The sequence below is a fragment of the Pseudomonas sp. Pseusp49 genome (assembly GCF_059491875.1).
In genome coordinates this window covers 5,066,151-5,092,448 of sequence record NZ_CP168514.1, presented here as the reverse complement: position 1 = coordinate 5,092,448, position 26,298 = coordinate 5,066,151, and the positions used below count along the sequence as shown (strand labels likewise).

The window sequence follows — 26,298 nt, the reverse complement described above, 5'->3', positions numbered from 1 at the left end:
TTACCGAAAGCTGCAGTTGCTGTATCAATGCTAGGAGCTTCGACAGGTGTTTAGAGGGGTTATGGATAAGATTCGGGCAAAGTTGTTAAGTCTGCCAAGACGACATAAACGCATTCTGCAGGTCCTGACTGATATTTCGCTGGTCTGGTTTGCCCTGTGGATGGCTTTTGTCGTGCGACTTGGTGTGGACGAGCTGGTCAACCCGTTCACTCAGCACGTCTGGCTTTTTGTCAGTGCACCTGTCATCTCCATTCCTCTTTTCGTTCGCTTTGGCATGTACCGTGCGGTCATGCGCTACTTTGGAAATGACGCGCTCATTGCCATTATCAAGGCGGTGACACTATCGTCCCTGATACTGGGCGTCGTGGTGTACTGGTACAGCAATCATCAAAACGTCGTTCCGCGCTCGATCATTTTCAACTACTGGTGGTTGAGCCTGATCATGATCGGCGGTCTGCGCCTGGCCATGCGTCAGTACTTTATGGGCGACTGGTTCAGCGCTGCCCAGCACGTCCCGTTCACCAGCCGGGATGACGGTCTGCCGAAAGTGGCGATCTACGGGGCAGGGGCAGCGGGTAATCAACTTGTTGCAGCCTTGCGGATGGGGCGCGTCATGCGACCTGTTGCCTTTATCGATGACGATAGCGGGATCGCCGACCGGGTGATTTCCGGATTGCAGGTGTACAAGCCCAAGCACATCCAGCAGATGATCGATAACACCGGTGCCCAGGAAATCCTCCTCGCTATTCCGTCGTCAAACCGTGGACGCCGTCGCGAGATTCTCGGGTTTCTCGAAGGCTTTCCGCTGCACGTTCGAAGCGTCCCGGGTTTCATGGATCTGGCCAGTGGCCGGGTCAAGGTCGACGATATCCAGGAAGTAGACATTGCCGATCTGCTCGGGCGTGACGCAGTCCCGGCCCAGGCTGATTTACTCGAACATTGCATCACGGGGCAGTCCGTGTTGGTCACGGGCGCCGGGGGGTCAATTGGCTCCGAGCTTTGCCGGCAAATTCTGGCGCTGCGCCCGACAACGCTAATTCTGTTTGAACACAGCGAGTTCAATCTCTACTCCATCCTGTCTGAGCTGGAGCAGCGGGTCGCTCGAGAGTCGCTGTCCATCCGTCTCTTGCCGATTCTCGGGTCGGTTCGCAACCCGGACAAATTGCTGGATGTCATGAAAACCTGGCGTGTAGACACGGTGTATCACGCCGCCGCCTATAAGCATGTGCCCATGGTCGAGCACAACATTGCCGAAGGCGTACTCAATAATGTGATAGGCACGCTGAATACGGCCCAGGCCGCACTTCAGGCAGGAGTAGCCAACTTCGTCCTGATTTCGACGGACAAGGCCGTGCGGCCTACCAATGTCATGGGCAGCACCAAGCGCCTTGCGGAGTTGACGTTGCAGGCGCTGAGCCGTGAGTTGGCTCCGGTGTTGTTCGGCGATACGAGCAATGTTTCACGCGTGAACAAAACACGCTTCACGATGGTGCGGTTTGGTAACGTCCTGGGGTCGTCGGGTTCGGTCATTCCGTTGTTTCACAAGCAAATCAAGTCGGGCGGCCCGCTGACGGTCACGCATCCGAAGATCACTCGATACTTCATGACCATCCCGGAAGCGGCGCAGTTGGTGATTCAGGCGGGTTCCATGGGGCAGGGCGGTGATGTCTTTGTCCTCGACATGGGTGAGCCCGTGAGGATCGTCGAGCTGGCAGAGAAGATGATCCATTTGTCCGGCCTGAGCGTGCGTTCGGAAAAGAACCTGCATGGCGACATCGCTATCGAGTTCACCGGGCTACGACCGGGTGAGAAGCTTTACGAAGAGCTGCTGATTGGTGACAACGTGGCGGCCACCCAGCATCCGATGATCATGACGGCCAACGAAGATCACCTGTCCTGGGATGTGCTGAAGGTCAAACTGACCGAGTTGCTTGCTGCGGTGGATCAGGACGACTATGCGCGCGTCCGTCAATTGTTGCGCGACACCGTCAGCGGCTACACCCCGGACGGTGAGATTGTCGACTGGATCTACCAGCAGCGCCGCCTGGAACCCTGATTGTTTCATATCCGGTAACGTACACATTTTTGACAGCTCGATGTCATGGCCTAAGTTTGGAGAGCAGCTGCGGAAAAGCTGCTTTCTCAAACAACGGCATGGAGCTTCACTAATGCGTACAAGCAGTTTCCATTCTCTGGTTTTTGCCCTTCTCGTCAGCACCTCTCTCACGGCAATCGCCGCCCCTGTCAACGCCCCTGAGGTCAAGAATGCGCCGTTGGTGCAGGATGTCGCCGCCAAGGCGCAACCAGGCAAAGTCGATCTCAATAGTGCTGATGCACCTACGCTGCAACGTGAGTTGACTGGAGTGGGCGAGGCCAAAGCCAAGGCGATTGTTGCTTATCGTGAAAGTAACGGTGCGTTTGCGTCCGTTGACGAGTTACTGGAAGTGACGGGCATCGGCAAAGCGATTCTGGACCGAAACCGCGACAGGATCGAAGTGAACTGAGGTGATATAGAAACGACAAAGGCCGATCATTGATCGGCCTTTTTCTTTGGAGAAACTAATGCCCGATGGGCTGATCACCCGAACTCAGGCAAACAACATGTCGGTATCGCCCAGCAAGGTCGTCTGGCCAAGTAGCGTGATATTGCCACCGTGAGCGCCATCGCCGGCGGTGTCGAAAGTCACAACCAGCCCGTTGTCTTGCAGCGTTTGCGTCACAGCCTTGGTAGAAGCCGTCCAGCCGTAGATATACAGGGTGTCTTCACCTTGTTTGAAGTCCTGGATAATGTCTGAGCCCGAGCCCGCAGTGAATGTGAAGAAGTCGTGACCGTTTCCGCCGATCAACAGGTCGTTACCGGTACCGCCGACGATGAAGTCGCTTCCGTTACCTCCAATCACTACGTCGTTGCCATCGTGACCGTTCAGCGAGCAATTTGCATCCGAACGAGACTGGATGACGTCATTGCCGCTGTTTACGCCGCTGACACTGCCAGCCAGTATGGCGCCTGAGGTGCCGGTGTAGAGGATCTTGTCGGCCGAGCTGCCGCCGAAGATTTGTTCGGCGTACCCGTAACCAGGATTGCTAGCGACAGAAATGGTGGTGAAGTCTTTGAGCGGGTCAGCGTTGAAAATAAAAGTAGCGTCGCTAGCGGTGAGCAGAGTCGTACGGCCTTCGAGCAACATCCCTCCATCAAAACGTACATCGCCATCGATGTCATAACGAAGATAGACGCCGTCATCGGTTATTGTCTGATCGACCCGCAAGTTGAAATCACTTTGCGAAATTTGTGTGCGGCCTGTACCGCCGGCACCGCTGACGCCGAGGAAAACGAGTTGATCTGCTCCTACGCCGAAACTATCGACGACGTCGTTGAAGCCGTCGCCCTTGGAAAACGCATACTGGTCTGCACCGGCTCCGCCGGACATGTAGTCATCACCTGTACCGCCGACCAGGAGATCCGCTCGCTGTCCGCCAATCAGGACGTCATTGCCCGCATTGCCATAAAGTTGACCAGCGGAAAAATGTAGGGCAAGCGTGTCATTACCCTCTCCTCCGATCAGATTGGCGAACACCGGGCTGATCGAACTGCCGTCATATGAAATGAAGTCCGCGCCTGCGGTCCCTGTGATCGTGGCTCGTGAGTTTTCGGTGGTTGCGTTGCTATCTGTAAAGTGCGTGACGGCTGGATTGCCCGGAGCGGCTACTACCGTATAGTCAAAAACTCCACCAAGGGAGTTGGCAATGCTGGCCAGCAAGGTGTCGCTCAGACTGTCGCTACTGGTATAGAGCTTATGCTCTGTAGTGATTACTTGCGCTGCATAGAGATTGGCGAGGCGCAAGCCTTCTGCGCCGGTGTCCGACCATCCGGAAACACTGGCATTATGAGGAATGAAATTTTCAGTATCGTCTGCGTTCATCATGTCTTTGACACCGACACGTTCGCCCGTGCGAACGTCGGTGTAATAGACGTTATAGTCCGCGTCCTGGATTTCCCACTTGTTGGTTGTGGTATTGAAAATTTCAAGGTACGTATGTCCCTGGAAGAATCCCTGGGAGTCTGAGTACGTCCAGATGGTGCGTTTTTGCAGGCCAAGCTCCGCGCAGAGGCCGCTGAATACGTTAACCATGTTGCCGCACAGAAGTTCTGCGCGTTCGGCAGTCGGGTCGCCTGTGACGGTTTTATAAATTTGCTCGGCGCTATAGTAAGGGTCATTGCCGTGGAGTGCCCACCAGGCGCCATCCGAGTGAGTTGTATTGTTGGACAGTAGTTCTCGGGCGACATCCTGGAGCAGCATGCCCGTTGCAGCTGCTTCTTGTCGGACGATATTGGCGAGTAAAGAAAAATAGTTGGTCAAAATTGACTCCGCAATGATTGGGTGGCCGCTCCCTATATCCGAATCGTTCTATAAACGGCGTTGCAGGCCAATAATTTCACATATATTACAGTCATTTGGCCGCCGCGTTAAATAACCCATACTGACTATAGCGGAATTATGACGCTTCAGAGCGTCACGACCAGCGCTGGTCGTCGACTACATCGCAAAGCCAGGATACTGGCGATTTCATTCTGCGAACGTTGCTCAGGTGATACACTCGCGCGCCCCGCAATCCCCGATCAACACGCCAGGTTGTCAGTTCCCAGATGATACGCAGTACACCCGAAAACAGCTTGCAGGAAGCCCTTAGGCTCTGCAGGAGCAGTTTCATGTCGGTGGGTTTTTTCAGCCTGTTCATCAACGCACTGATGTTGGTCCCGACCTTCTACATGCTTCAGGTCTACGGGCGGGTCGTCACGGGCGGTAGCCTGACGACGTTGGCCATGCTGACCATCATTCTGACCTTTCTGCTCGTGACGATGGGACTGCTGGAGTGGGTACGCTCGCGGATCATGGTTCGTGTCAGCACCAGGCTCGACGTGTTGCTGGGCCGGGATATCTACAGGGCCAGTTTCAAACGGGCCCTGGACAGCGCTGGCCAGGACGCGTCGGCCCAGCCGCTCAGCGATCTGACCGGGCTGCGCCAATTCATGTCCGGGAACGGCCTGTTCGCTTTTTTCGATGCGCCGTGGCTGCCCATCTATATCGCGGTGCTGTTTCTGTTTCACCCTTGGTATGGCTGGACGGCAATCGGTTGTGCGCTGATCCTGCTGGCGCTGGCCTGGATCAATGAGCAATCCACGGGCAAGGTTCTGGCGGAGGCCAATAAAGAGAGCATCGGTGCGACGCTGCAAACCAACAAGAATTTGCGCAATGCCGAAGTGATCGAATCCATGGGCATGCTTGACTCTCTCATGTCACGCTGGAGTCTGAGCCACAAGAAGGTGCTGCAGTTGCAATCCCGAGCCAGCGATCGCAGCGGGATCATCACGTCGATATCAAAGACTTTCCGTCTGCTTGTTCAATCACTGATTCTCGGCCTCGGGGCTTATCTGGCGGTTAGCCATGAGATCAATCCCGGGCTGGTAATCGCAGGTTCAGTGCTGTTGGGACGAGCCCTGGCCCCCCTGGACTTGATGATCGGCAGTTGGAAAGGATTCATTGCTGCCCGTTCACAATACGCACGACTGAACGGCATTCTCGACCAGCTAAAAGCCGAACCCGAGCGTATGCCATTGCCCGCTCCAATCGGTCATGTGACGGTGGAGAACCTCACCCTGGGCGCTCCCGGAGCAAAGACCGCGATCATCAAAGGCATCGGTTTCAACGCGCCGGCTGGCGCGATGATCGGTGTCGTCGGGCCAAGTGCCTCGGGCAAGTCGACGCTTGCCAAGGCCTTGGTGGGCGTATGGAAACCACAGCACGGCGTCGTCCGTCTGGATACTGCCGATATTGCCAATTGGGACAAAAGCCAATTGGGACCACACCTCGGGTATTTGCCGCAGGACATTGAATTGTTCGAGGGCACTATCAGCGACAACATTGCGCGTTTTGGTGTCGTGGACCCGGATAAAGTCGTGCTGGCGGCCAGGACCGCGAGTGTCCACGAAATGATTCTGATGCTGCCTGATGGCTACGATACGGTCATCGGCGAGGGGGGCATCAATCTGTCGGGTGGGCAACGGCAACGTATCGGGTTGGCCCGGGCAATCTATGGCAGCCCGCGGCTTATCGTGCTGGATGAGCCGAACGCTCACCTGGACGAGGTCGGTGAACGAGCGCTGGCGTTGGCCCTGCAACAGATAAAACTCACCGGGGCAACGGTTTTCGTGATCGCCCACCGGACCTCGATTCTGGCCCAGCTTGACCGCTTGCTAGTGATGAACGCCGGCACGATCAGTTTGTACGGCCCGCGGGATCAGGTCCTGGCGCAACTCAACGCGAATCAATTGGCCGCCCAGCAAAAGCCTGCCGCACGGGCAGGCACAGAAGTCGCTTCGACCGAAGTTTGACAGGAAGTTATCGATGAACCGCACGCTCACTACTCCTGCCGATACTTTCGCAGATCTGCCAATGTCCGACAGATCCGTACGCCGTAAAGGATTTCTCATTGTATTCGTGACGTTCGGGCTGTTTGGCGGATGGGCGGCGTTTGCTCCGCTCGACGGTGCGGCTTACGCGCCGGGTGTCGTCACCGTGCAAACGTATCGCAAGACGGTGCAGCATCTGGAGGGCGGCATCGTCAAGGATCTGCTTGCCCATGATGGCGATGTCGTGAAAAAAGGCGACCCCATCATCGTGCTCGACGACGCTCAACTGCGCTCCGAATACGAAATGACCCGCAGCCAGTTGATCGCTGCCAGGGCAATGGAGGCGCGCTTACTGGCCGAGCGTGATGGCCTGCCGATGATCGCGTTCCCCAATGACCTCAATTCCGACAATCAGCGCAGTTCCGAATCGCGTTACGGCGAGATTCAGGTGTTCAACGCACGACGCAGCTCGCGACTTGGACAAATATCGGTCCTGCAAGAGCGTATTGGTCAGTTGAATCAGCAAATCAAGGGAACCGACACCATGATCGGTACCAAGACCAGCTTGCAGGAATCCTATAGCGGCGAAATTGCCGAATTGAAAGAATTGCTGGCCCAGGGTTTTGTCGACAAGCAGCGCATGCTCGAACAGGCACGCAAGCTGGATTTGCTCAAATCCGAAGTGGCGGATCACCGCTCGACCAACATCAAGACCAGGTTGCAGATCAACGAAACCCAGTTGCAGATCCTGCAGATCGACAAGGACTTCAGCGCCGACGTTACCAGGCAGTTGGCAGAGACCCAGACCAAGGCCTATGACTTGCAGGAAAAAGCCTCGGCGCTGGAGGATCGCCTGAGCAGAGTGGTTATCCGCGCTCCGGATGACGGGATGGTGATCGGCATGACGGTTCACACCATCGGTGGCGTCGTGCGACCCGCGACGCCCTTGCTAGATATCGTTCCATCGGTTTCCGATCTGGTGGTCGAGGCGCAGGTCTCACCCAATGACATCGACCGAATCGCCGTCGGCAAGTTGGCGGATATTCGTTTCAATGCCTTCAACACGGCCACGACTCCTGTCATCGAAGGTCGAGTGACCAGTGTTTCCGGCGACCGCCTGATCAACGAAAAGACCAGTGCGCCGTATTACCTTGCCCGGATCAGCGTGACCCGCGAAGGCGCGCGCAAGCTGGGTGATCGCAAGCTGTTGGCGGGCATGCCGGCAGACGTATTGATCAACACTGGAGAGCGCACCATGCTGCAGTACCTGATGCAGCCGGCACGTAACGTTATCGCCCAGTCGATGATCGAGGAGTGATCGTGCGTCTGTTTCCCTGCCTCGTATTGGGTTCGATGGCATTGCCTGTCCACGCCGCCGAAGCGCCGGTCGCCCGCTCCTCTATTGCGACACCGCCAACGGCTTCGGTCAGTAAACAGAGCTACTCGGTTGACTTGATGCAGTTGTATCGCGAGTCACGCCTGGAAGACCCTCGGGTGATCGCTTCCTACTCCAAGGCTCAATCCGGGGTCGAACAGCAAAACCAGGCATTTGGCAGTCTGTTGCCTTCGGTGACGGCTAACGCCGGTTTCAACCGGATCAAACAGACCAACCTTCAGATCGACGAGGCCTACAACAGCCGCAATTATTCGGTGGGGTTGACCCAGCCTTTGTATAACAAGGCTGCCTGGGAAAACTACCAGCACTTCAAGAGCCTGGCAAAGCAGGCGGACTCCGAATCTAAGGAGGCTCAGGCCGAGGCCACGGTGGATCTTGCGCAGCGTTACTTCGCTGCATTGGCTGCCGATGATGAACTTGAACTGGTGCAGGCCGAGCGCAGGGCTACCCAGAAAAACCTCGACAGGGTCAGTGCGCTCTACAGCAAACAGTTGGCAATGGTGACCGATTTGCTGGATCTCCAGGCTCGAGTCGATTCGCTGGCCGCCCAGGAAGTCGATGCACGGAACCAGTCCAGTCTGAGCCGAGTCGCGTTGTCGGAGATTATCGGACGGCCGGTCAAAGAGAAGCTGAGCCGTGTACGTAATGACGTCGAATTGAAGGTGTCCGCCGAAAGCCTGGAGAGTTGGGTGAATTTGGCGATCGCCGACAATCCGGCGATCAAGGCCAGTGAAAATGCGCAGGAGGCTGCGGAGGCTGCCCTGCGCGCTGGTAAGGGCGGGCACTATCCCACGGTCAATCTGAACCTGAGCGCACAGCAGACGAACGAGGGTTACAACAATTCGTTGGCGCCGCAGACCGACAGCTATGTCGCGGGTGTTGGGGTACAGATTCCGATCTATAGCGGTGGTGCGACGTCCGCACGGGTCAGGCAGTTGTATCAGGATCAGCTCACCGCGGAACAGCAGTTGGTGGCGACACGTCGTCAGGTGGTCAAGGAAACGACTAACGCGTATTTGACTGCAGATTCAAGCGTGGAAAAGATTCGTGCCAATCGCAATGCACTGGCTTCGGCCGAGCAGTCACGCATAGCCGCGGAAAAGGCATTCACCTACGGCGTGGTTAATGCCGTGGATGTATTGACGGCGGTGCAGAATGAGTTCACGGCACGTCGCGATCTGCTCAAGACCCAATACGATTTTATAACCAACCTTTTTATTCTGAATCGCTGGGCCGGAAAGTTGTCGCAAGAAAGTGTCGAGAACGTCAATGTCTGGTTGAGCGGGAATGATCAGGTGATCACTTCACCCGAGACATTGCGCGAATAAGTGGTCGCCTGTTAGCCAAGTCGGCTGCGCTTGCAGAGCAAACGCAGCACTCGACATTTAGCGACGAGATGTCTGCAGTGAAAACAGGGCGCGACGAAGAATCGCGACACCCACGCCGAGCATGAGTCCAAAGATCAGACCAAATCCAACGATCAGGGCCTTCTTCGGTTTTATCGGCGCTTGAGGTGGTGTGGCATCTTTATCAACTTGAACCAGGTTGAACTGATCGAAGTTTACATCCACTTGTTTCAAGTGAGTCAACTCTCCGCGGATATCCGCGAACTCCTTGAGAAACAGTTCAGGATGATTCCGATCTTTGAGCAGTGCCGCTTCGCGGTTGGTGGCCAGCAGGCTGAGTTCTTTTTGAATTTCATCGATACGCGGCTCGGTGAAGTCATCGGAATTACGAGCTACCAGGGTGGCGCGTTCCGCTTCCAGTGCCGCCTGTCCCAGGAAATACAGCGGTATTTTCTGATTGTTGACTTCGGTGCGGATCATGTTGCCCTGATGTGTCTGCTCTCCATCTCCCAGCGCCGAAGGCGTCGTGGGTTTTACGATGCCGAGTTTCTTGGCGATGACGATGGCTTCATCAAGCTCTTTGATGCGGTTCTGGCGACGGCTTTGCAGTTGTTGACGCAGCGCTTTGAGTTCGTCTTGAAGTACTTGTTTCTTTAATTGATCTTTTTCCAGCAAGTGCGCGATTCTGGAGTCTTTTTCCGCCTCATAGATAGATTTTTTTGACTCCAGCTTTTTTTCTACATTCTCGATGCGGTTGGCAATCAGTGTTTTCAGGTTTGCAGCGACTTTTTCCTTTTCGACTTTGACGACGTAGTCGGTAAAACCTTTCAAGATACCTACACCATCTACACCCTGAGGGTATCTGAGACTAAGACCAACGGCTTCGGTAAGGCTGGAGCTCTTTCTAGGATCGATTTTTTCAAGCGAAAATGCTTTTTCGTTGAACTTCTCAAATGTTTCTTCAATGGATTGCCCTGGTGTCTGCAAGGGTGCAAGGAATTGCGGGTTGGCCTGGAAGAACTTCAGGCGGACATCATAAGACTGCATGGCCGAGCCGATGTTGTTCAGCGCTTCATTTGGCTGGATTCTGTAAAGTCCGGCTTCATTTAACTCGTCAAGATCTGCCATTGGAACAGGTCGAACAGTCGTTTCGACTTCATATTCCGGAGTTGCCAATAGAGCATAAGCAATGGCGGCGGTAACAGTCAGTGCAGTAAATAGTAAAATAATCGGCCGCTGGCTCCAGAGGCTACCAATAAGCTCCTTTACTTCAGCAACATCGTGTCCGGGAGTATTAATTGTATTTACTGGAATGTTCATTACGCGCTCTGAAAGTTTGGACAGACGCTCCAAAAGTGTTTCTTGAAAATATCGTCATCCAGGGTTGAAAATTTTACATCTGGTTAAATTTTTTTGGATTTTCCTGCATTTGAAACCAAACAGCAAGGGTGAGAAACAGTCGCAAATACGTATGCAAGGCCGGTCTGGCATCGCTTCGATGGCTCAAGGACTGGTTCTACTCATGCCCCCCCTGTCCCCAAGGTACCCTTAAAGCGCGTTGTTCATCCCCCACCATTGATCGGTCAGCCCGCAATACCATTCATTCCATCGCACAGGGCCGGCGCGGTTTCATGTTCATTCAGGGTCTACTCTCATTCTGGCAGGGTCACCGACGAGAGCCGAGCGTTTTTCGAGAAGTAAAATTACGACTATCATATTGCCTTTAAATTATGTCTATAATGAATACGGCTTGCGCCAGTGTGCGTTGGTGTCAGGCGTCCCTCAGCATCTTTCAGGAGCACTGTCATGAATTCAGTTCAGTCCCAAGGTACGGCCCTTGTCACCGGTGCTTCCTCAGGTATCGGGGCGGTTTACGCCGAGCGGTTGGCGGCCCGTGGTTTTGATTTGTTGCTGGTGGCTCGCGACGAGCAGCGGCTGGAAGCGGCCGCGAGCAAACTGCGCTCGGAGCATGGGATCAAGGTTGAAGTTCTGAAGGCGGACCTGACTCAAAAAGCAGACGTGCTGCAGCTCGAACAACGGTTACGCAGCGATTCGAGTATCAGTCTGTTGCTCAATAACGCCGGTGTGGCGGCGGATGGGCTTTTGGCCAATGCCGATCTCGACCAACTGGAGCGAATGATTCAGTTGAACATCACCGCTGTCACGCGATTGGCCGCGGCGGCCGCAGCCGGTTTTACCAAGGCCGGACGCGGCACAATCATCAATATTGCGTCGGTGGTGGCCTTGTTTCCCGAGCGTTTCAATGCGACCTACAGCGCCAGCAAGGCCTATGTATTGAGCCTGACTCAATCGTTGAACGCCGAACTGGACGGCACCGGGGTGAAGATCCAGGCGGTGCTGCCCGGTGTGACCCGAACCGAGATCTGGGAGCGCTCCGGCATCGATGCGTCACAAATTCCTGCGGACATGGTGATGGAGGCGGGTGAGATGGTCGATGCTGCATTGTCGGGTCTGGATCAGGGTGAATTGATCACTATTCCTTCATTGCCCGATGCGGCGGATTGGAATGCGTTCGTGGCGGCGCGTCTTGTGATGGCGCCTAACCTGTCGAAAAGCAAGGCTGCTGCCCGTTATCGGTAAGTGACATCAAACAGATCGAGGTGTGAGCGGTATGAGTGATCGTCGTGTGGTTGTAACAGGCATGGGCCTGGTGTCGCCGCTGGGGAGCGGTGTCGAAGTGGTCTGGGAGCGGCTGCTGGCCGGGCGTTCCGGGCTGCGCAATCTGCCGGATGCGGTGGTTGCCGATCTGCCGGCCACGGTCGGCGGTGCGGTGCCGACGCTGGCTGATGATCCCCAGGCGGGTTTCGATCCGGACCGGGCTACCCCACCCAAGGAACAGAAGAAGATGGACCGCTTCATTCTGTTCGCCATGGAAGCCGCGCGTCAGGCACTGGAGCAAGCCGGCTGGCAAGCGCTGGATGCCAATGCCCAGGAGCGCACGGCCACCATCATCGGTTCAGGTGTGGGTGGTTTCGGCGCGATTGCCGATGCGGTGCGTACCACCGATAGCCGTGGTCCGAGGCGTTTGTCGCCATTCACTATTCCTTCATTTCTGGTCAACCTCGCGGCCGGTCATGTGTCGATCCAGCATGGCTTCAAGGGGCCATTGGGCGCGCCGGTCACCGCATGCGCTGCCGGGGTTCAGGCCATTGGCGACGCGGCGCGAATGATTCGTGCGGGTGAGGCGGATATCGCGGTGTGCGGCGGTGCGGAAGCGGCGATCGATCGGGTCAGTCTTGCCGGGTTCGCGGCTGCTCGCGCCTTGTCCAGTGCTTACAACGACACGCCTGAGCGCGCTTCACGACCTTTCGACAGTGGTCGCGATGGCTTTGTCATGGGTGAAGGGGCCGGGCTGCTGGTCATCGAGTCTCTGGACCATGCGCTGGCCCGGGGCGCCCAGCCCCTGGCGGAGCTGGTCGGCTACGGCACCAGCGCCGATGCCTATCACCTGACTGCCGGTCCCGAGGACGGCAGCGGTGCGCGGCGAGCGATGTCGTTGGCATTGGCACAGGCCGGTGTTTCACCGGCTCAGGTGCAGCATCTGAATGCTCATGCGACCTCGACTCCGGTGGGGGATCTGGGTGAGCTGGCGGCGATCAAGGCATTGTTCGGGGCGCAAAATGGCATTGCCGTGACATCAACCAAGTCGGCGACCGGGCATTTGCTCGGTGCTGCGGGTGGGCTCGAAGCGATCTTTACGCTGCTGGCGATCCGTGACCAGGTCGTGCCGGCGACCCTCAATTTCGAGAACCCGGACCCTGCCACTGAAGGCGTGGACATTGTTCATGGCAGCGCACGGCCGATGGTCATCGAATATGCGTTGTCCAACGGCTTCGGATTTGGCGGGGTCAATGCCAGTGTATTGTTCAAGCGTTGGCAGGATTAATCCTGCGGGTGTTTGAGGTGTTCGCGTGCGGCGTCGAGAATCTGTTGGGCAAACCCGGCGTCGGCCACGCTGCGCGATAACAGCAAGGCGCCGACCAGCGTAGACATGATGACGATGCTGCGCTCGGCGGTGCGCTCTCCGTCAAGGGTGTGCCGAATCTGATCGAGTCGCGCCTGGAGCACGACGTCGCTGGTCGGGCTCGGTTGGCCACGCAGCCCCAGTTCCGAAGAAATGGTCAACAGCGGGCAGCCTTCGTGGGGTGAGGTTTGATGCCATTCGGAAAGGTAAGTGTCGATGAAGGCTTCGAGTGGATGCTCCTCGGCGAAGATTTGCGCGCACAACTCGTCGACTTGTGCACCAGCCTCTTGCAAGGCTTTTTCCACCAGTTCGTCTTTGGACTTGAAGTGCGAGTAAAAGCCACCGTGAGTCAGGCCCAGTGCTTTCATCAGGGGTTGCAGCCCGGTCGCGCCGATACCGTCGCGTCGAAATCGTGCTGAAGCTTCCTTGATTATGCGTTGGTGGGTCTGGGCTTTATGGTCCTGCGAGTAACGCATCTGATATCTCCGCATCAATGCGGCCCATATTAACCAATGAAAATTGCATGGTGACTGTACTTCTACGTCTAAAAAGCATGCAGATGCTTCGATATGGGTACAAAGCGGCATGATTGCAGGGCAAGCCACGCAAAAACAAACCCCGCCGTTCAAGGCGGGGTTTTCATTCAGCGGTCCTGCGCTTCCTTGGCGTCCATTTCCGCATTGCGTTCGGCGACGCGCTTACGTTGCTCTTCGGTCAGTTCGACCTTGTTGGCGGTGTCGCGCAGCATCATCAGACCACCAACGATCGAGCCGATGGCAACGACCAGAATCAACCAGGCATACCAGGGCATAGGACTCTCCTTGAAAGCAGGCGGGTCGACGAGGGTTCGTCAACCAATCGCGTATAGCACTTTGAGTGACGGGGTTTCGTCGCAGTTCCATCGCTATCACCCCCATTCTATGCCTGTTATCCAAGGTTCACTTGAACGCTTTCAATGTCCGGTCAGCATCGCGTCCGCCGGTGCGTCGGCGCGCAATTGCGCGGTGAGCGTGAAGTACACGAAACCTGCGGCCATGAAGCCCAGGAAGATCAGGCCGATCAAGGTGTTGAACCAGGCCATCGCCACCAGGCACACCACCGCCAGCATCAGCGCAATGAACGGCACCAGCGGGTAGCACGGGGCGCGGAAGGTGCGCTCCAGGTTTGGTTCGGTTTTGCGCAGTTTGAACAGGCTGAGCATGCTCATGATGTACATGACGATGGCGCCGAACACCGCCATGGTGATCATCGCCGCCGTCAGCGTCATGCCGCCGAGGTTGATCAAACCGTCGCTGTAGATCGCCGCGATGCCGATTGCGCCGCCGGCGATGATCGCCCGGTGCGGCGTCTGGAAGCGCGACAATCTGGCCAGGGACGCCGGCAGGTAGCCGGCGCGGGCGAGGGCGAAGAACTGGCGCGAATAGCCAAGGATGATGCCGTGGAAGCTCGCCACCAGGCCAAACAGGCCGATCCACACCAGCATGTGCAGCCAGCCCGAGCTTTCGCCGACCACGGTTTTCATCGCCTGGGGCAGCGGGTCGTTGATGTTCGACAGGGTGCGCCAGTCGCCGACGCCACCGGCGAAGAACATCACGCCCATCGCCAGCAGCACCAGGGTCAAGATACCGCTGATGTAGGCCTTGGGAATGGTGCGTTTCGGGTCCTTGGCTTCTTCTGCGGCCATGGCGGCGCCTTCGATGGCCAGGAAGAACCAGATGGCAAAGGGGATCGCCGCGAACATTCCGGCGATCGCCGGAGCGCCGAACACGTCGCTGCCGGCCCAGCCATTGAGGGCGAAGTTGCTGAAGCTGAACGCCGGCGCGACCACGCCCATGAACACCAGCAGTTCAGCGACCGCCAACACGCAGACCACCAGTTCGAAGGTCGCCGCCAGTTTCACGCCGAGGATGTTGAGACCCATGAACAGGATGTAGGCACCGACTGCCGCGTGTTTCGGGTCCAGGGCTGGAAACTGGACATTGAGATAGGCGCCGATGGCCAGGGCAATCGCCGGCGGGGCGAAGACGAATTCGATCAGTGTCGCCAGGCCGGCGATCAATCCGCCTTTTTCCCCAAAGGCGCGACGACTGTAGGCAAAGGGACCGCCAGCGTGAGGAATGGCGGTGGTCAGCTCGGTGAAACTGAAGATGAAGCAGGTGTACATGGTGGCGACCATGAACGAGGTCACCAGAAAGCCCAAGGTCCCGGCCACGCCCCAGCCATAACTCCAGCCGAAATATTCCCCGGAAATCACCAGCCCGACCGCGATACCCCACAGATGCAACGTGCCCAGTGTAGGTTTGAGTTGTGTGTTCATGCGCTTGCTCCCTGAGTGGTTTGGAACGCTCGGGGGGAAGCCGGTGCAGTGGGCGTGCCATTTCGCCAGGGTGCGTCGTAATGGGCAAAAAGGCGTCGTATCGGAGATGTTCGCGTCTGATTGTGCGGATTTTGTGCGTCAGTCGGGGGCGTCGTTGCTGCAAATGCCGCTTTCGCGAGCAAGCCCGCCTGTCTGCTACACGACGCCGCTGCGATGCGGATACGTTGTGTTTCAAGGCAGGTGCGGGCTGCCGTTGATGTTCAGGTTTGTTCGGTAAGGCACTCGCGCAGCGCCGTCTGCCAGTCAGGTTGGCTGACGCCCCAATCCCGTTGCAAGCGACTGCAGTCCAGGCGCGAGTTGAGCGGCCGGGCGGCAGGCGTCGGGTAGTCGCTGGACGGGATCGGTAACAGGGCGGCGCAGGGTTTGCCCTGCTGTCGCAATGCTTCACCGATTGCCTGGGCGAAGCCGAACCAGGAAGTCTCACCTTGTGCGCTCAGGTGATAAGTGCCCCAGTTGGCCACTTCGTTCGCCTGCCAGTGTTCAATCAGGGCAAGGGTGCTGTTGGCGATTGTGCCGGCCCAGGTAGGGGCTCCGATTTGATCGGCGACTACACGCAACTCCGGTTTCTCTTGCAGCAAGCGCTGCATCGTCAGCAGAAAGTTGCGGCCATGGGTTGAATAGACCCAACTGGTACGCAGGATCAGGTGTTTGCCTTGCACCTCCTTGATGGCCTGTTCACCGGCCAGCTTGCTCTTGCCGTATACCCCGAGCGGATTGGGCGTGTCGTCCTCGCTGTAGGGGCCGGCTTTCAACCCGTCGAAAACATAGTCCGTGGAGTAATGTATCAACGGGATGTCCAGGGCCAGCGCCTCTTCGGCGAGGATGCCGGGTGCGATCGCGTTGATGGCAAAGGCTGCTTGCGGCTCGCTTTCTGCCTGGTCGACCGCTGTATGGGCTGCCGCGTTGATGATCAGGTCGGGCCTGAGGATTTGCACCTGGCGGCGAATCTGATCGGGTTGCGCGAGATCGAGCTGATCGCGACCCAATACGATCAGTTCGCCGACAGCCCCCAGCCGCCGTTGCAGCTCATGTGAGACTTGGCCGTTGCGGCCATTGATGAGTACTTTCATGGCTGCAGCCCAGCCTCCTCACGAGGCAAATCGGGCTCACACAGGTTCATGGCTCTTCCCCTGCCAGTTTAGCCAAGTACTGGCCATAACCGGTCTTGCCAAAGTACCGGGCGCGTTCCAGCAGCTGTTCGCGGTCGATCCAGCCGTTTTCATAGGCTATTTCTTCGAGACAGGCGACTTTGAGGCCTTGGCGGTGTTCGATGGTCTGCACGTATTGAGAGGCTTCGAGCAAGCTGTCATGGGTGCCGGTGTCGAGCCAGGCGAAACCCCGACCAAAACGCTCGACCTGCAGGTCGCCGCGTTGCAGATAGGCGTTGTTGACATCGGTGATTTCCAGCTCGCCGCGAGGCGAAGGTTTGACCGCCTTGGCGATCTCGATCACGTCGTTGTCGTAGAAATACAGGCCGGTAACGGCATAGCTGGATTTCGGTTTTTTCGGTTTTTCCTCGATCGAAAGCGCACGGCCTTCGCTGTCGAAGTCGATGACGCCGAAGCGCTCGGGGTCCTTGACCCAGTAACCGAACACGGTGGCGCCGGAGCAGCGTTGTGCCGCGTTCTGCAACTGTTCGCCAAAGTGCTGACCGTGGAAGATGTTATCGCCCAGGATCAGGCACACAGGGTCATCGCCGATGAACTCCTCGCCAATCAGGAAAGCCTGGGCCAGACCGTCCGGCGAGGGCTGTTCGGCAAAGCTGAAGTTCACCCCGAACTGGCTGCCGTCACCCAGTAGATTGCGATATTGCGGCAGATCCTGCGGGGTGGAGATCAGCAGGATGTCCTTGATGCCGGCCAGCATCAGCACCGAGATCGGATAGTAGATCATGGGCTTGTCGTAGACCGGCAACAGCTGCTTCGACACGCCGAGCGTAATCGGGTGCAGGCGCGTGCCCGAGCCACCCGCCAAAACGATGCCTTTCATCATGCGAGCAGCTCCTTGGGATTGATGGCGCCAAGGCGTTCACCTTGATAGCTGCCGTCCTGGACACGGCGGCACCACTCCAGGTTGTCCAGGTACCATTGAACGGTTTTGCGCAGGCCGGTTTCGAAGGTCTCTTCGGGCACCCAGCCCAGTTCGCGTTCAATCTTGCTGGCGTCGATTGCGTAACGTAAGTCATGACCAGGGCGGTCCTGGACGAACGTGATCAGGTCGGCGTAATGCGCAACGCCCTCAGGCTTGTGCGGTGCCAGTTCTTCGAGCAGGGCGCAGATGCCGCGCACCACGTCGATGTTCTTTTGTTCGTTGTGCCCGCCGATGTTGTAGGTCTCGCCGACGGTGCCGGTGGTCACCACCTTGAGCAATGCCCGGGCGTGATCTTCGACGAACAGCCAGTCGCGCACTTGCAGGCCATTGCCATACACCGGCAGCGGCTTGCCGGCCAGGGCATTGAGGATGACCAGCGGAATCAGTTTCTCGGGGAAGTGGAAAGGCCCGTAATTGTTCGAGCAATTGGTCAGCAGCACCGGCAAGCCATAGGTTCGCTGCCAGGCGCGGACCAGATGGTCGGACGCAGCCTTGCTGGCGGAGTAGGGTGAGCTGGGTGCGTAGGGCGTCGTTTCCGTAAACAGGTCGTCGACACCGTGCAGGTCGCCGTAAACCTCGTCAGTGGAGATGTGATGAAAGCGGAATGCGCTTTTCTCGGGCTCCGGGAGGGCTTGCCAATAGGCACGGGCAGCTTCGAGCAGGCTGTAGGTGCCGACGATGTTGGTCTGGATGAATTCCGATGGCCCGTCGATGGAACGATCGACGTGGGACTCCGCTGCCAGGTGCATGATCGCGTGAGGCTGGAAGCGGGCCAGCACAGCACTGACGGTGGCCTGGTCGACAATATCGGCCTGAACGAACTCGTAGCGCGTGTCGTTGGCGATGCTGGTCAGCGATTCGAGATTGCCGGCATACGTCAGTTTGTCCAGGTTGAGCACTTCATGCCCGGTGTGTTGGATCAGCTCGCGAACAAGGGCCGAGCCGATGAAGCCGGCTCCGCCGGTAATGAGGATACGCACGTTGGGCCAGCCTTTTTCAGTAATGCGAATGGCGGTAGCTTGCAGGCGCGAGCGGGGAGGTGCAAGAGCTCTTGACCCATTTGGTTGCGTCGCGCCGATCAGGTTCGATTATCCATGAGTTGCTGCCGTCACTCACTACTCTTGCGCACAATTTGGAGTTCCAGGTACGACCCTCGCGGTTTTTTGCGTACCGGAACGCCATCGCGCACCCCGTAACCCCAGCGTAAACACACTCTTTACGCATTCTTTATGCCCGGCCCGCACCCTCGGTCTCGTTCCTTTACAGCCTCTTTTCCGACAATGACTCCACACGCGGCAATACGCCGTAACACGGAGAACTTCCATGAGCGTTCTGGACGGGGTGTCACTGCTGTTGGCAGTGGGGCTGTTCACTTATCTGTTGGTTGCGCTGTTGCGCGCGGACCGGAACTAGGAGCGGCTATGCACAGTTATGACTATTGGCTGATCCTCGGGTTTTTCGCCCTGGTATTGGTCCCGGCGCCGTTTCTCGGGCGCTTCTACTACAAGGTAATGGAGGGGCAGCGCACCTGGCTTTCGCCGGTCCTGGGCCCCGTCGAACGCGGTTGCTATCGCCTGGCCGGCGTCGATCCGCACGCCGAACAGAGCTGGCAGAAGTACGCGCTGGCCTTGCTCGCCTTCAACCTTGCGGGTTTCCTGCTGCTGTTCGCGATCCTGTTGTTCCAGGACCATTTGCCGCTGAACCCGCAAAACCTGCCGGGCCAGGAGTGGACGCTGGCGTTCAACACCGCCGTCAGTTTCATGACCAACACCAACTGGCAGGCTTACAGCGGCGAGGCGTCCCTGAGCTACCTGAGCCAGATGGCCGGCCTCACCGTGCAGAACTTCGTCAGCGCCGCCACCGGCCTGGCCGTACTGGTTGCGCTGTGCCGCGGCATCGGGCGCAAATCCACTGCATCGCTGGGCAACTTCTGGGTCGACATGACCCGCGCCACTCTCTACGGCCTGCTGCCGTTGTGCCTGTTGCTGGCGCTGTACCTGGTCTGGCAGGGCGTGCCGCAAACCTTCGCGCAGTACGTGAATGCGGTGACGGTGCAAGGCGTCGACCAGGTCATTCCACTGGGCCCGGCTGCCAGCCAGATTGCGATCAAGCAATTGGGCACCAACGGTGGCGGCTTCTTCGGCGTCAACTCGGCGCATCCGTTCGAGAACCCGACGGCCTGGAGCAACCTGTTCGAAGTGGCCTCGATCATCCTGATCCCGGTGGCACTGGTATTTACCTTCGGCCACTACGTAAAGGACCTGCGTCAGAGTCGCGCAATCATTGCCTGCATGCTGGCGCTGTTCCTGATCGGCGGCGCGACCTCGCTGTGGGCTGAATACCAGCCGAACCCGATCCTGAACAACGTCGCCGTCGAGCAGACTGCGCCGCTGGAAGGCAAGGAAGCGCGTTTCGGCACTACCGCCACGGTGCTCTGGTCGGTGACCACCACGGCCGCGTCCAACGGTTCGGTCAACGGCATGCACGACAGCCTCAACCCGCTGAGCGGGATGGTCGCGCTGGTCAACATGATGGTCGGCGAGGTGATCTTCGGCGGCGTCGGTGCCGGGCTCTACGGCATGTTGCTCAACGTGCTGATCGCGGTGTTCCTCGCCGGCCTGATGATCGGTCGTACGCCGGAGTACCTCGGCAAGAAGCTGCAAGCCAGGGAGGTGCAATTGCTGGTGCTGACCCTGATGGTCATGCCGATTGGCGTATTGGTGCTCGGCGCGATTGCCGCCAGCCTGCCAGGCCCGGTGGCCTCGGTGAGCAATCCCGGCGCCCACGGTTTCAGTCAGTTGCTCTACGCCTACACCTCGGCCAGTGCCAACAACGGTTCGGCGTTCGGTGGTTTCGGTGCCAACACGCCGTTTCACAACCTGATGCTGGGCCTGGGCATGTTGATCGGTCGCTTCGGTTACATCCTCCCGGTTCTGGCCCTGGCCGGCAGCCTGGCGATGAAGAAAACCGCACCGATCGGCCAGAACAGCTTCCCGACCCACGGCCCGCTGTTCGTGACCTTGCTGACCGTGACCATTTTGCTGGTGGGCGGCCTGACATTCCTGCCGACCTTGGCGCTGGGCCCGATTGCTGAACATCTGAGCATGGCCTTCTGAGGAAGTTGAAGATGAATATGCCCGTATCCAAAACCGTCGCCGTCAAGGCGCCGGAACAACCGAAAACCGCGATCTCGGCCCTGTGGCGCCCGGCGCTGGTGCAAGCCTTCGTCAAGCTCGACCCACGGCAATTGCAACGTGCGCCGGTGATGCTGGTGGTCGAACTGACCGCGATCCTGACCACTGTGCTGTGCTTCATTCCCGATACGGCCGTACCGACCTTCGTCGCCGCGCAAATTGCCGTGTGGCTGTGGTTCACCGTGTTGTTCGCCAACTTCGCCGAAGCCTTGGCCGAAGGTCGTGGCAAGGCTCGCGCCGACAGCCTCAAGGCCGGTAGCGAAGGCTTGAGCGCCCGGCGCAAAACCAGCATTGGCACCTTTCAGGTCGTGCCGGCCACCAGTCTGCGCAAGGGCGATGTGGTGCGTGTCGAAGCCGGGGAGATGATTCCCGGTGACGGCGAAGTGCTCGAAGGCATCGCAGCGGTCAACGAAGCGGCGATTACCGGTGAGTCGGCACCGGTGATTCGTGAGTCCGGCGGCGACCGCTCGGCCGTCACCGGCAACACACGGCTGGTGTCCGACTGGCTGCTGGTAAAGATCACCGCCAACCCTGGCGAGTCGACCCTGGACCGCATGATCGCCCTGGTCGAGGGCGCCAAACGCCAGAAAACCCCGAACGAAGTGGCGCTCGACATCCTGCTGATCGGTCTGACCCTGATCTTCCTGCTGGTGGTCGTCACCCTGCAACCGTTCGCCCACTTCGCCAATGGCAGCCTGCCGCTGGTGTTTCTGGTGGCGCTGTTGGTCACCTTGATTCCGACCACCATCGGAGGTTTGCTGTCGGCCATCGGTATCGCCGGCATGGATCGTCTGGTGCGGCTGAACGTGATTGCCAAGTCCGGGCGTGCGGTGGAAGCGGCGGGGGACGTGCACGTCCTGCTGCTGGACAAGACCGGCACCATCACCTTCGGTAACCGTCGCTGCTCGGCGGTGTATGCCGCGCCAGGCGTGACAGCCAGGGAATTGGCCGAAGGCGCGTTGCTGGCGTCGCTGGCCGACGACACCGCTGAAGGCAAGTCGATCGTCGAGTACCTGCGTGGCACTCACCCGCAACCGGAGCCGTCCGCCGACGTGCTGACAGCCGTGCCATTCAGTGCCGAAACCCGCTTGTCCGGTGTCGACTATCAAGGGCGTGTGTACCGCAAGGGGGCGGTGGATTCATTGCTGGCCTTCGTCGGCCTGAAACGTGCTGACCTGGCACCGGCATTGTCCCGCGAAATCGACAAGATCGCGCAAAGTGGCGGCACCCCCTTGCTGGTCTGCGCCGACGGCAAGTTGCTCGGCGCGATCCACCTCAAGGACGTGGTCAAGCCCGGTATCCGCGAGCGTTTTGCCGAGTTGCGCAAGCTGGGCATTCGCACGGTCATGGTCACTGGCGACAACCCGTTGACTGCAGCCGCCATCGCCGCTGAGGCCGGTGTGGACGATGTGCTGGCGGAAGCCACGCCGGAGAAAAAACTGGCGCGCATTCGTCACGAGCAAAACGACGGTCGCCTGGTCGCCATGTGCGGCGACGGCGCCAACGATGCCCCGGCACTGGCCCAGGCGGACGTCGGCATGGCAATGAACGACGGCACGCAAGCGGCACGTGAAGCGGCCAACATGGTCGACCTCGACAGCGACCCGACCAAGTTGCTGGACGTGGTGCAGATCGGCAAGGAATTGCTGGTTACCCGCGGTGCGCTGACGACCTTTTCCATCGCCAACGACGTGGCCAAGTACTTCGCGATCCTGCCGGCGCTGTTCGCCGCGATCTACCCGCAACTGGGTGTGCTCAACGTGATGCACCTGAGCAGTCCGCAGAGCGCGATTCTGTCGGCGATCGTTTTCAACGCGTTGATCATTGTGGTGCTGATTCCCCTGGCATTGCGCGGCGTGCGCGTGCAGGCGGCGAGTGCGGCGGCGCTGTTGCGACGCAATCTGCTGATCTATGGCCTGGGCGGGATCCTGGTGCCGTTCGTGGGCATCAAGGCGATCGACATGCTCTTGACGGCGTTGCATCTGGTTTGACCTGCGCGGGGTGCCAGATGCACCGCCTTCGCGAGCAGGCTCGCTCCCACATTTGAAATGCTTTCGCCCTGTGGGAGCGAGCCTGCTCGCGAAGAATGCGACACGGTCCAATTGATTGAATTACGAATTCGAGGATCTTGAAATGTCCACATTGATACGCCCGGCCCTGAGCCTGCTGGTCCTGATGACGCTGATCACCGGCGTCGCCTATCCACTGGTGGTCACAGGCGTCGCCCAGGTCGCGTTCCCGGACCAGGCCAACGGCAGCCTGGTGCGCGATGCCGAAGGCAAGGTCCGCGGTTCCTCGCTGATCGCCCAGGATTTCGTCGGCGACGCCTGGTTCCACCCGCGTCCTTCGGCCGGTGCCTTTGCCACCGTATCGAGCAGTGCCAGCAACCTGTCGCCGAGCAACCCGGCCCTGGCCACACGGGTGATCGACGATGCCGCCAAGCTGCTGGTGCCCGGCCAGGGGCCGGTGCCGTTGGCGCTGGTCACTACCTCCGGCAGCGGTCTCGATCCGCACTTGCCACCGGCGGCGATTGCCTATCAACTGGCGCGTGTCGCCGCGGCGCGCAACCTGCCGGTCGCGTCACTGCAACAGCTGCTGGACGCGCACATCGAGCAGCCATTGGTAGGCCCGCCAGTGGTGAATGTGCTTGAGTTGAATCTGGCACTGGAAAAGCTGTAGATCAAAAGATCGCAGGCTTCGGCAGCTCCTACAGGTTCCACGCCAACCCCTGTAGGAGCTGCCGAAGGCTGCGATCTTTAAAGGCAACACCCCCCAATTCAAAGTCAAACAAGGCAATTACAGATGAGCAACTCCGGCCGCGCCGACGCGCTGTTAGCAGACCTGCCCCACGATGGCCGTGGCCGGCTCAAGGTATTTCTCGGCGCCGCCCCCGGAGTCGGCAAGACCTACGCTATGCTCCAGGCGGCCCACACCCAGCTGCGCCAAGGCGTGAAGGTCATTGCCGGCGTCGTCGAAACCCACGGCCGCGCCGAAACCGAAGTACTGCTCAGCGGCTTGCCGCAGCAGCCGTTGGTACGCTCGGAATACCGTGGTGTGTTGCTCGAAGAAATGGACCTGGACGGATTGCTTGTCGCCAAACCGAAGCTGGTGCTGGTCGACGAACTGGCGCACACCAACGCACCCGGCAGCCGTCACGAAAAACGCTGGCAGGACATTCAGGAACTGCTCGCCGCCGGCATCGATGTCTACACGACAGTCAACGTCCAGCACCTGGAAAGCCTCAACGATCAGGTGCGTGGCATCACCGGCGTGCAGGTCCGTGAAACCCTGCCGGACTGGGTGCTGCAAGAAGCCTACGAACTGTTGCTGATCGACTTGCCGCCACGGGAACTGCTCGAGCGCCTGCGCGATGGCAAGGTCTATGTGCCGGAGCAGGCGCGAGCGGCCATCGACGCGTTTTTTTCCCAGACCAACCTGACCGCCCTGCGCGAACTGGCGATGCAAACCGCGGCGGCTCAGGTCGATAACGATCTGGCCCTGGGCTATCGCCAACTCGGACAAGCGGCGCCAGCGGTGCGCGGGCGTTTGCTGGTAGGGGTGGACGGCGATGCCCAGGCCGAGCGTCTGGTACGGCATGCCAGTCGCGTGGCCCAACGGCGGCACCTGCCCTGGAGCCTGGTGCACGTGGACAACGGGCGAGTGCGTGACGAGCAGTCCCGCCTGCGCCTGCAGAGCGCCCAGCAACTGGCCGAACGCCTGGGCGGTGAAGTGGTGTTGCTGCGCGCCGGTGAAGTGGCGAAAACCCTGATCCAGCATGCCGCCGAGCGTCGTGCCAGCCTGGTGCTGGTCGGCCAGTCCCGACCGAGATTGCGCCGACGCCTGTTCGGTGGCGGGTTGGCGGCGCGGCTGCTGCGCAATGCGCGCGGACTGGAAATCAACGTTCTCGATAGCGATCACGAACAGCATCAACCCCATCAACGGTCGATGGGGGCACTGGTCTGGTTCGACTACGCGTTGGCCCTGGTCGCGACGGTGCTGGCCAGCGCCCTGGCCTGGGCCGTGGCGAGTGTCCTGCCACTGCCCAATATTTCACTGGTGTTCCTCGCCGCCGTGCTGCTGGTGGCGGTGCGCAGCAGTCTCGGGCCGGCGCTGGCCTGTGCGGCGCTGTCGTTCCTGACCTATGACTTCCTGTTCATTCCACCGAATTTCTCTTTCAGCATCCAGCGCGAAGAAGACGTGCTGACCTTGCTGTTTTTCCTGTTGATGGCAGCCCTCACCGGCAACCTCGCGGCGCGCCAGCGCAGGCAATTGCAGGCACTGCGCGATACCCAGGAAGAGACCACTGAACTGCTCGACCTGTCACGCAAACTGACGGCCGCCACCGACCGCCAGGCCGTGGTCAGTGCGGCCGCCCAGCACCTCAACGGTTGGAGCGACGTGCAACTGTGTCTGCTCAACCGCGACGGGCAGAGCGGCTGGAAAGTCGAAACCGGTGGCCCGCTGGAATTTACCGAAGCTGAGCGCGCCGCCGCCGATTGGGCCTGGCAGCACGATCAACCGGCAGGTGCGGGCACCGGCACCTTGCCGTTTGGCCGCTGGTGGTGGTGGCCGTTATCGGTCGAGGACGGCCCGCTCGCGTTGCTTGGCGTATGCGCCAAGGAGGGCCAGAGCCTGAGCGGCCAGCGCCGCCGATTGTTGACCGCGCTGAGCCAGCCGCTGGCCCAGGCACTGGCCCGGGCGCAACTGGCCGATGATCTGGAAGCGGCGCGGCTGCACGGTGAAACCGAGCAGTTGCGCAGTGCCTTGCTGGCTTCGGTGTCCCACGATTTACGCACTCCCTTGACGTCCATGCGCGGCAGTATCGATAGCCTGCTGGCCCTGGGAGAAGCGATCCCGCTGGAGGACCGGCGTGAACTGCTCGAAGGCACCCGCGATGAAGCCGAGCGCCTTGATCGTTATATCCAGAATCTGCTCGACATGACCCGCCTCGGCCACGGAGCCCTGAAGCTGGCGCGGGACTGGGTGTCACCGGCCGATATCGTCGGCAGTGCGCTCAATCGCCTGCGCGCAGTCCTTGCGCCGCTGCAAGTCAGCACCGACGTGCCGGCCGAGTTGCCGCTGCTGTATGTGCACGCCGCGCTGATCGAACAGGCATTGGTCAACGTGCTGGAAAACGCCGCGCGCTTTTCGCCGCCCCACGGGCGTTTGCAATTGCGCGCCGGGGCCGACGACGGTGAGCTGTTCTTTTCGGTCAGCGATGAGGGCCCGGGGATTCCGGAGGAAGATCGGGCGAAGATTTTCGACATGTTCTACACCGCGGCGCGGGGGGATCGTGGCGGGCAGGGCACCGGGCTGGGGCTGGCGATCTGTCAGGGCATGGTTGGTGCCCATGGCGGGCGCATCAGCGTCGCCGACGGCATCGAGGGGCGCGGCACCTGCATCACGTTGCACCTGCCGCTACAGGCTCAGCCGGGATACGAGAGTGAAGCCTGATCGTGCTTGCGCTACTCTCTTGCCACTTCTTTGTGTTGATGTGAAC

General features: G+C 59.1%; 20 protein-coding genes. 12 read left to right on the top strand and 8 right to left on the bottom strand.

Annotated features, from left to right (window positions below; all coding sequences use genetic code 11):
• The first annotated feature begins 61 nt into the window (after nt 1-61).
• Together ACEN83_RS22555 and ACEN83_RS22550 are read left to right on the top strand one after the other, a co-directional pair.
• Nucleotides 62-2,056, top strand: a complete 1,995-nt coding sequence (locus ACEN83_RS22555) for a polysaccharide biosynthesis protein (RefSeq protein ID WP_495578487.1) — start codon at nt 62-64, stop codon at nt 2,054-2,056.
• A gap of 112 nt (nt 2,057-2,168) precedes the next feature.
• Nucleotides 2,169-2,504, top strand: a complete 336-nt coding sequence (locus ACEN83_RS22550; protein ID WP_218479665.1) for a ComEA family DNA-binding protein — start codon at nt 2,169-2,171, stop codon at nt 2,502-2,504.
• A gap of 84 nt (nt 2,505-2,588) precedes the next feature.
• On the opposite strand, the gene ACEN83_RS22545 is transcribed toward ACEN83_RS22550, so the two are convergent.
• Nucleotides 2,589-4,358, bottom strand: coding sequence for a calcium-binding protein (locus ACEN83_RS22545; protein ID WP_495578486.1), 1,770 nt, complete (start codon nt 4,356-4,358; stop codon nt 2,589-2,591).
• A 290-nt stretch (nt 4,359-4,648) separates the two neighbouring features.
• Here ACEN83_RS22545 and ACEN83_RS22540 point away from each other — a divergent pair, with 290 nt between their 5' ends.
• From ACEN83_RS22540 to ACEN83_RS22530, 3 genes are read left to right on the top strand one after another with little or no spacing between them, the layout of a single operon-like run.
• The gene (locus ACEN83_RS22540; protein ID WP_495580905.1) at nt 4,649-6,391 is read left to right on the top strand and encodes a type I secretion system permease/ATPase; all 1,743 of its coding nucleotides are present in this window, start codon (nt 4,649-4,651) and stop codon (nt 6,389-6,391) included.
• A 13-nt stretch (nt 6,392-6,404) separates the two neighbouring features.
• Nucleotides 6,405-7,727 carry an HlyD family type I secretion periplasmic adaptor subunit gene (locus ACEN83_RS22535; RefSeq protein ID WP_116580042.1) on the top strand — a complete coding sequence of 441 codons (1,323 nt, stop codon included), beginning with the start codon at nt 6,405-6,407 and terminating at the stop codon, nt 7,725-7,727.
• 35 nt (nt 7,728-7,762) lie between these two features.
• Nucleotides 7,763-9,133, top strand: a complete 1,371-nt coding sequence (locus tag ACEN83_RS22530) for a TolC family outer membrane protein (protein WP_116580132.1) — start codon at nt 7,763-7,765, stop codon at nt 9,131-9,133.
• A gap of 57 nt (nt 9,134-9,190) precedes the next feature.
• Here ACEN83_RS22530 and ACEN83_RS22525 read toward each other — a convergent pair whose 3' ends face one another.
• On the bottom strand, nt 9,191-10,471 hold the full coding sequence (locus ACEN83_RS22525; RefSeq protein WP_495578485.1) for a Wzz/FepE/Etk N-terminal domain-containing protein: 1,281 nt from the start codon (nt 10,469-10,471) through the stop codon (nt 9,191-9,193).
• Between the two features lie 486 nt (nt 10,472-10,957).
• Here ACEN83_RS22525 and ACEN83_RS22520 point away from each other — a divergent pair, with 486 nt between their 5' ends.
• Both ACEN83_RS22520 and fabF read left to right on the top strand, forming a co-directional pair.
• On the top strand, nt 10,958-11,752 hold the full coding sequence (locus ACEN83_RS22520; RefSeq protein ID WP_218479669.1) for an SDR family NAD(P)-dependent oxidoreductase: 795 nt from the start codon (nt 10,958-10,960) through the stop codon (nt 11,750-11,752).
• Between the two features lie 31 nt (nt 11,753-11,783).
• Nucleotides 11,784-13,058, top strand: a complete 1,275-nt coding sequence (fabF, locus tag ACEN83_RS22515; protein ID WP_495578484.1) for a beta-ketoacyl-ACP synthase II — start codon at nt 11,784-11,786, stop codon at nt 13,056-13,058.
• Here fabF and ACEN83_RS22510 read toward each other — a convergent pair.
• The 6 genes from ACEN83_RS22510 to rfbB all read right to left on the bottom strand — a co-directional run bounded on the left by ACEN83_RS22510 (nt 13,055) and on the right by rfbB (nt 18,584).
• Nucleotides 13,055-13,612, bottom strand: coding sequence for a TetR/AcrR family transcriptional regulator (locus ACEN83_RS22510; RefSeq protein WP_495578483.1), 558 nt, complete (start codon nt 13,610-13,612; stop codon nt 13,055-13,057). The genes fabF and ACEN83_RS22510 overlap by 4 nt on opposite strands.
• A 167-nt stretch (nt 13,613-13,779) precedes the next feature.
• Complete coding sequence (locus ACEN83_RS22505) at nt 13,780-13,947, bottom strand: DUF2897 family protein (RefSeq protein WP_079246726.1); 168 nt, start codon at nt 13,945-13,947, stop codon at nt 13,780-13,782.
• Nucleotides 13,948-14,088: 141 nt separating this feature from the next.
• Nucleotides 14,089-15,453 (bottom strand): ethanolamine permease, encoded by a 1,365-nt coding sequence (eat, locus tag ACEN83_RS22500; RefSeq protein ID WP_495578482.1) that lies wholly within the window; start codon nt 15,451-15,453, stop codon nt 14,089-14,091.
• 260 nt (nt 15,454-15,713) lie between these two features.
• The gene (gene rfbD, locus ACEN83_RS22495; RefSeq protein WP_495578481.1) at nt 15,714-16,583 is read right to left on the bottom strand and encodes a dTDP-4-dehydrorhamnose reductase; all 870 of its coding nucleotides are present in this window, start codon (nt 16,581-16,583) and stop codon (nt 15,714-15,716) included.
• Between the two features lie 46 nt (nt 16,584-16,629).
• Nucleotides 16,630-17,505: a glucose-1-phosphate thymidylyltransferase RfbA gene (gene rfbA, locus ACEN83_RS22490; protein WP_495578480.1), complete on the bottom strand. Its 876-nt coding sequence runs from the start codon at nt 17,503-17,505 to the stop codon at nt 16,630-16,632.
• Nucleotides 17,502-18,584, bottom strand: coding sequence for a dTDP-glucose 4,6-dehydratase (gene rfbB, locus ACEN83_RS22485; protein ID WP_495578479.1), 1,083 nt, complete (start codon nt 18,582-18,584; stop codon nt 17,502-17,504). The genes rfbA and rfbB overlap by 4 nt, the downstream gene beginning before the upstream one ends.
• A gap of 343 nt (nt 18,585-18,927) precedes the next feature.
• Between rfbB and kdpF the strand changes: the two genes are divergently transcribed.
• From kdpF to ACEN83_RS22460, 5 genes are all read left to right on the top strand, one after another.
• A complete protein-coding gene (kdpF, locus tag ACEN83_RS22480; protein ID WP_495578478.1) occupies nt 18,928-19,017 on the top strand; it encodes a K(+)-transporting ATPase subunit F in 90 nt (29 codons plus the stop codon).
• 8 nt (nt 19,018-19,025) lie between these two features.
• Nucleotides 19,026-20,720 carry a potassium-transporting ATPase subunit KdpA gene (gene kdpA, locus ACEN83_RS22475; protein WP_495578477.1) on the top strand — a complete coding sequence of 565 codons (1,695 nt, stop codon included), beginning with the start codon at nt 19,026-19,028 and terminating at the stop codon, nt 20,718-20,720.
• Between the two features lie 11 nt (nt 20,721-20,731).
• Nucleotides 20,732-22,789, top strand: coding sequence for a potassium-transporting ATPase subunit KdpB (gene kdpB, locus ACEN83_RS22470; protein ID WP_495578476.1), 2,058 nt, complete (start codon nt 20,732-20,734; stop codon nt 22,787-22,789).
• A gap of 142 nt (nt 22,790-22,931) precedes the next feature.
• Nucleotides 22,932-23,477, top strand: coding sequence for a potassium-transporting ATPase subunit KdpC (gene kdpC, locus ACEN83_RS22465; protein WP_495578475.1), 546 nt, complete (start codon nt 22,932-22,934; stop codon nt 23,475-23,477).
• Nucleotides 23,478-23,600: 123 nt separating this feature from the next.
• Nucleotides 23,601-26,252: a DUF4118 domain-containing protein gene (locus ACEN83_RS22460; RefSeq protein ID WP_495578474.1), complete on the top strand. Its 2,652-nt coding sequence runs from the start codon at nt 23,601-23,603 to the stop codon at nt 26,250-26,252.
• The last annotated feature ends 46 nt before the right edge of the window (nt 26,253-26,298 follow it).

What these genes read in the sequence shown, in the direction of transcription:
- kdpC (WP_495578475.1), top strand. Translation starts at nt 22,932, where the DNA reads ATGTCCACATTGATACGCCCGGCCCTGAGCCTGCTGGTCCTGATGACG.
- kdpF (WP_495578478.1), top strand. Translation starts at nt 18,928, where the DNA reads ATGAGCGTTCTGGACGGGGTGTCACTGCTGTTGGCAGTGGGGCTGTTC.
- ACEN83_RS22520 (WP_218479669.1), top strand. Translation starts at nt 10,958, where the DNA reads ATGAATTCAGTTCAGTCCCAAGGTACGGCCCTTGTCACCGGTGCTTCC.
- ACEN83_RS22550 (WP_218479665.1), top strand. Translation starts at nt 2,169, where the DNA reads ATGCGTACAAGCAGTTTCCATTCTCTGGTTTTTGCCCTTCTCGTCAGC.
- fabF (WP_495578484.1), top strand. Translation starts at nt 11,784, where the DNA reads ATGAGTGATCGTCGTGTGGTTGTAACAGGCATGGGCCTGGTGTCGCCG.
- kdpA (WP_495578477.1), top strand. Translation starts at nt 19,026, where the DNA reads ATGCACAGTTATGACTATTGGCTGATCCTCGGGTTTTTCGCCCTGGTA.
- rfbA (WP_495578480.1), bottom strand. Translation starts at nt 17,505, where the DNA reads ATGATGAAAGGCATCGTTTTGGCGGGTGGCTCGGGCACGCGCCTGCAC.
- rfbD (WP_495578481.1), bottom strand. Translation starts at nt 16,583, where the DNA reads ATGAAAGTACTCATCAATGGCCGCAACGGCCAAGTCTCACATGAGCTG.
- ACEN83_RS22510 (WP_495578483.1), bottom strand. Translation starts at nt 13,612, where the DNA reads ATGCGTTACTCGCAGGACCATAAAGCCCAGACCCACCAACGCATAATC.
- ACEN83_RS22460 (WP_495578474.1), top strand. Translation starts at nt 23,601, where the DNA reads ATGAGCAACTCCGGCCGCGCCGACGCGCTGTTAGCAGACCTGCCCCAC.
- ACEN83_RS22530 (WP_116580132.1), top strand. Translation starts at nt 7,763, where the DNA reads ATGGCATTGCCTGTCCACGCCGCCGAAGCGCCGGTCGCCCGCTCCTCT.
- kdpB (WP_495578476.1), top strand. Translation starts at nt 20,732, where the DNA reads ATGAATATGCCCGTATCCAAAACCGTCGCCGTCAAGGCGCCGGAACAA.
- ACEN83_RS22505 (WP_079246726.1), bottom strand. Translation starts at nt 13,947, where the DNA reads ATGCCCTGGTATGCCTGGTTGATTCTGGTCGTTGCCATCGGCTCGATC.
- eat (WP_495578482.1), bottom strand. Translation starts at nt 15,453, where the DNA reads ATGAACACACAACTCAAACCTACACTGGGCACGTTGCATCTGTGGGGT.
- ACEN83_RS22535 (WP_116580042.1), top strand. Translation starts at nt 6,405, where the DNA reads ATGAACCGCACGCTCACTACTCCTGCCGATACTTTCGCAGATCTGCCA.
- ACEN83_RS22555 (WP_495578487.1), top strand. Translation starts at nt 62, where the DNA reads ATGGATAAGATTCGGGCAAAGTTGTTAAGTCTGCCAAGACGACATAAA.
- ACEN83_RS22525 (WP_495578485.1), bottom strand. Translation starts at nt 10,471, where the DNA reads ATGAACATTCCAGTAAATACAATTAATACTCCCGGACACGATGTTGCT.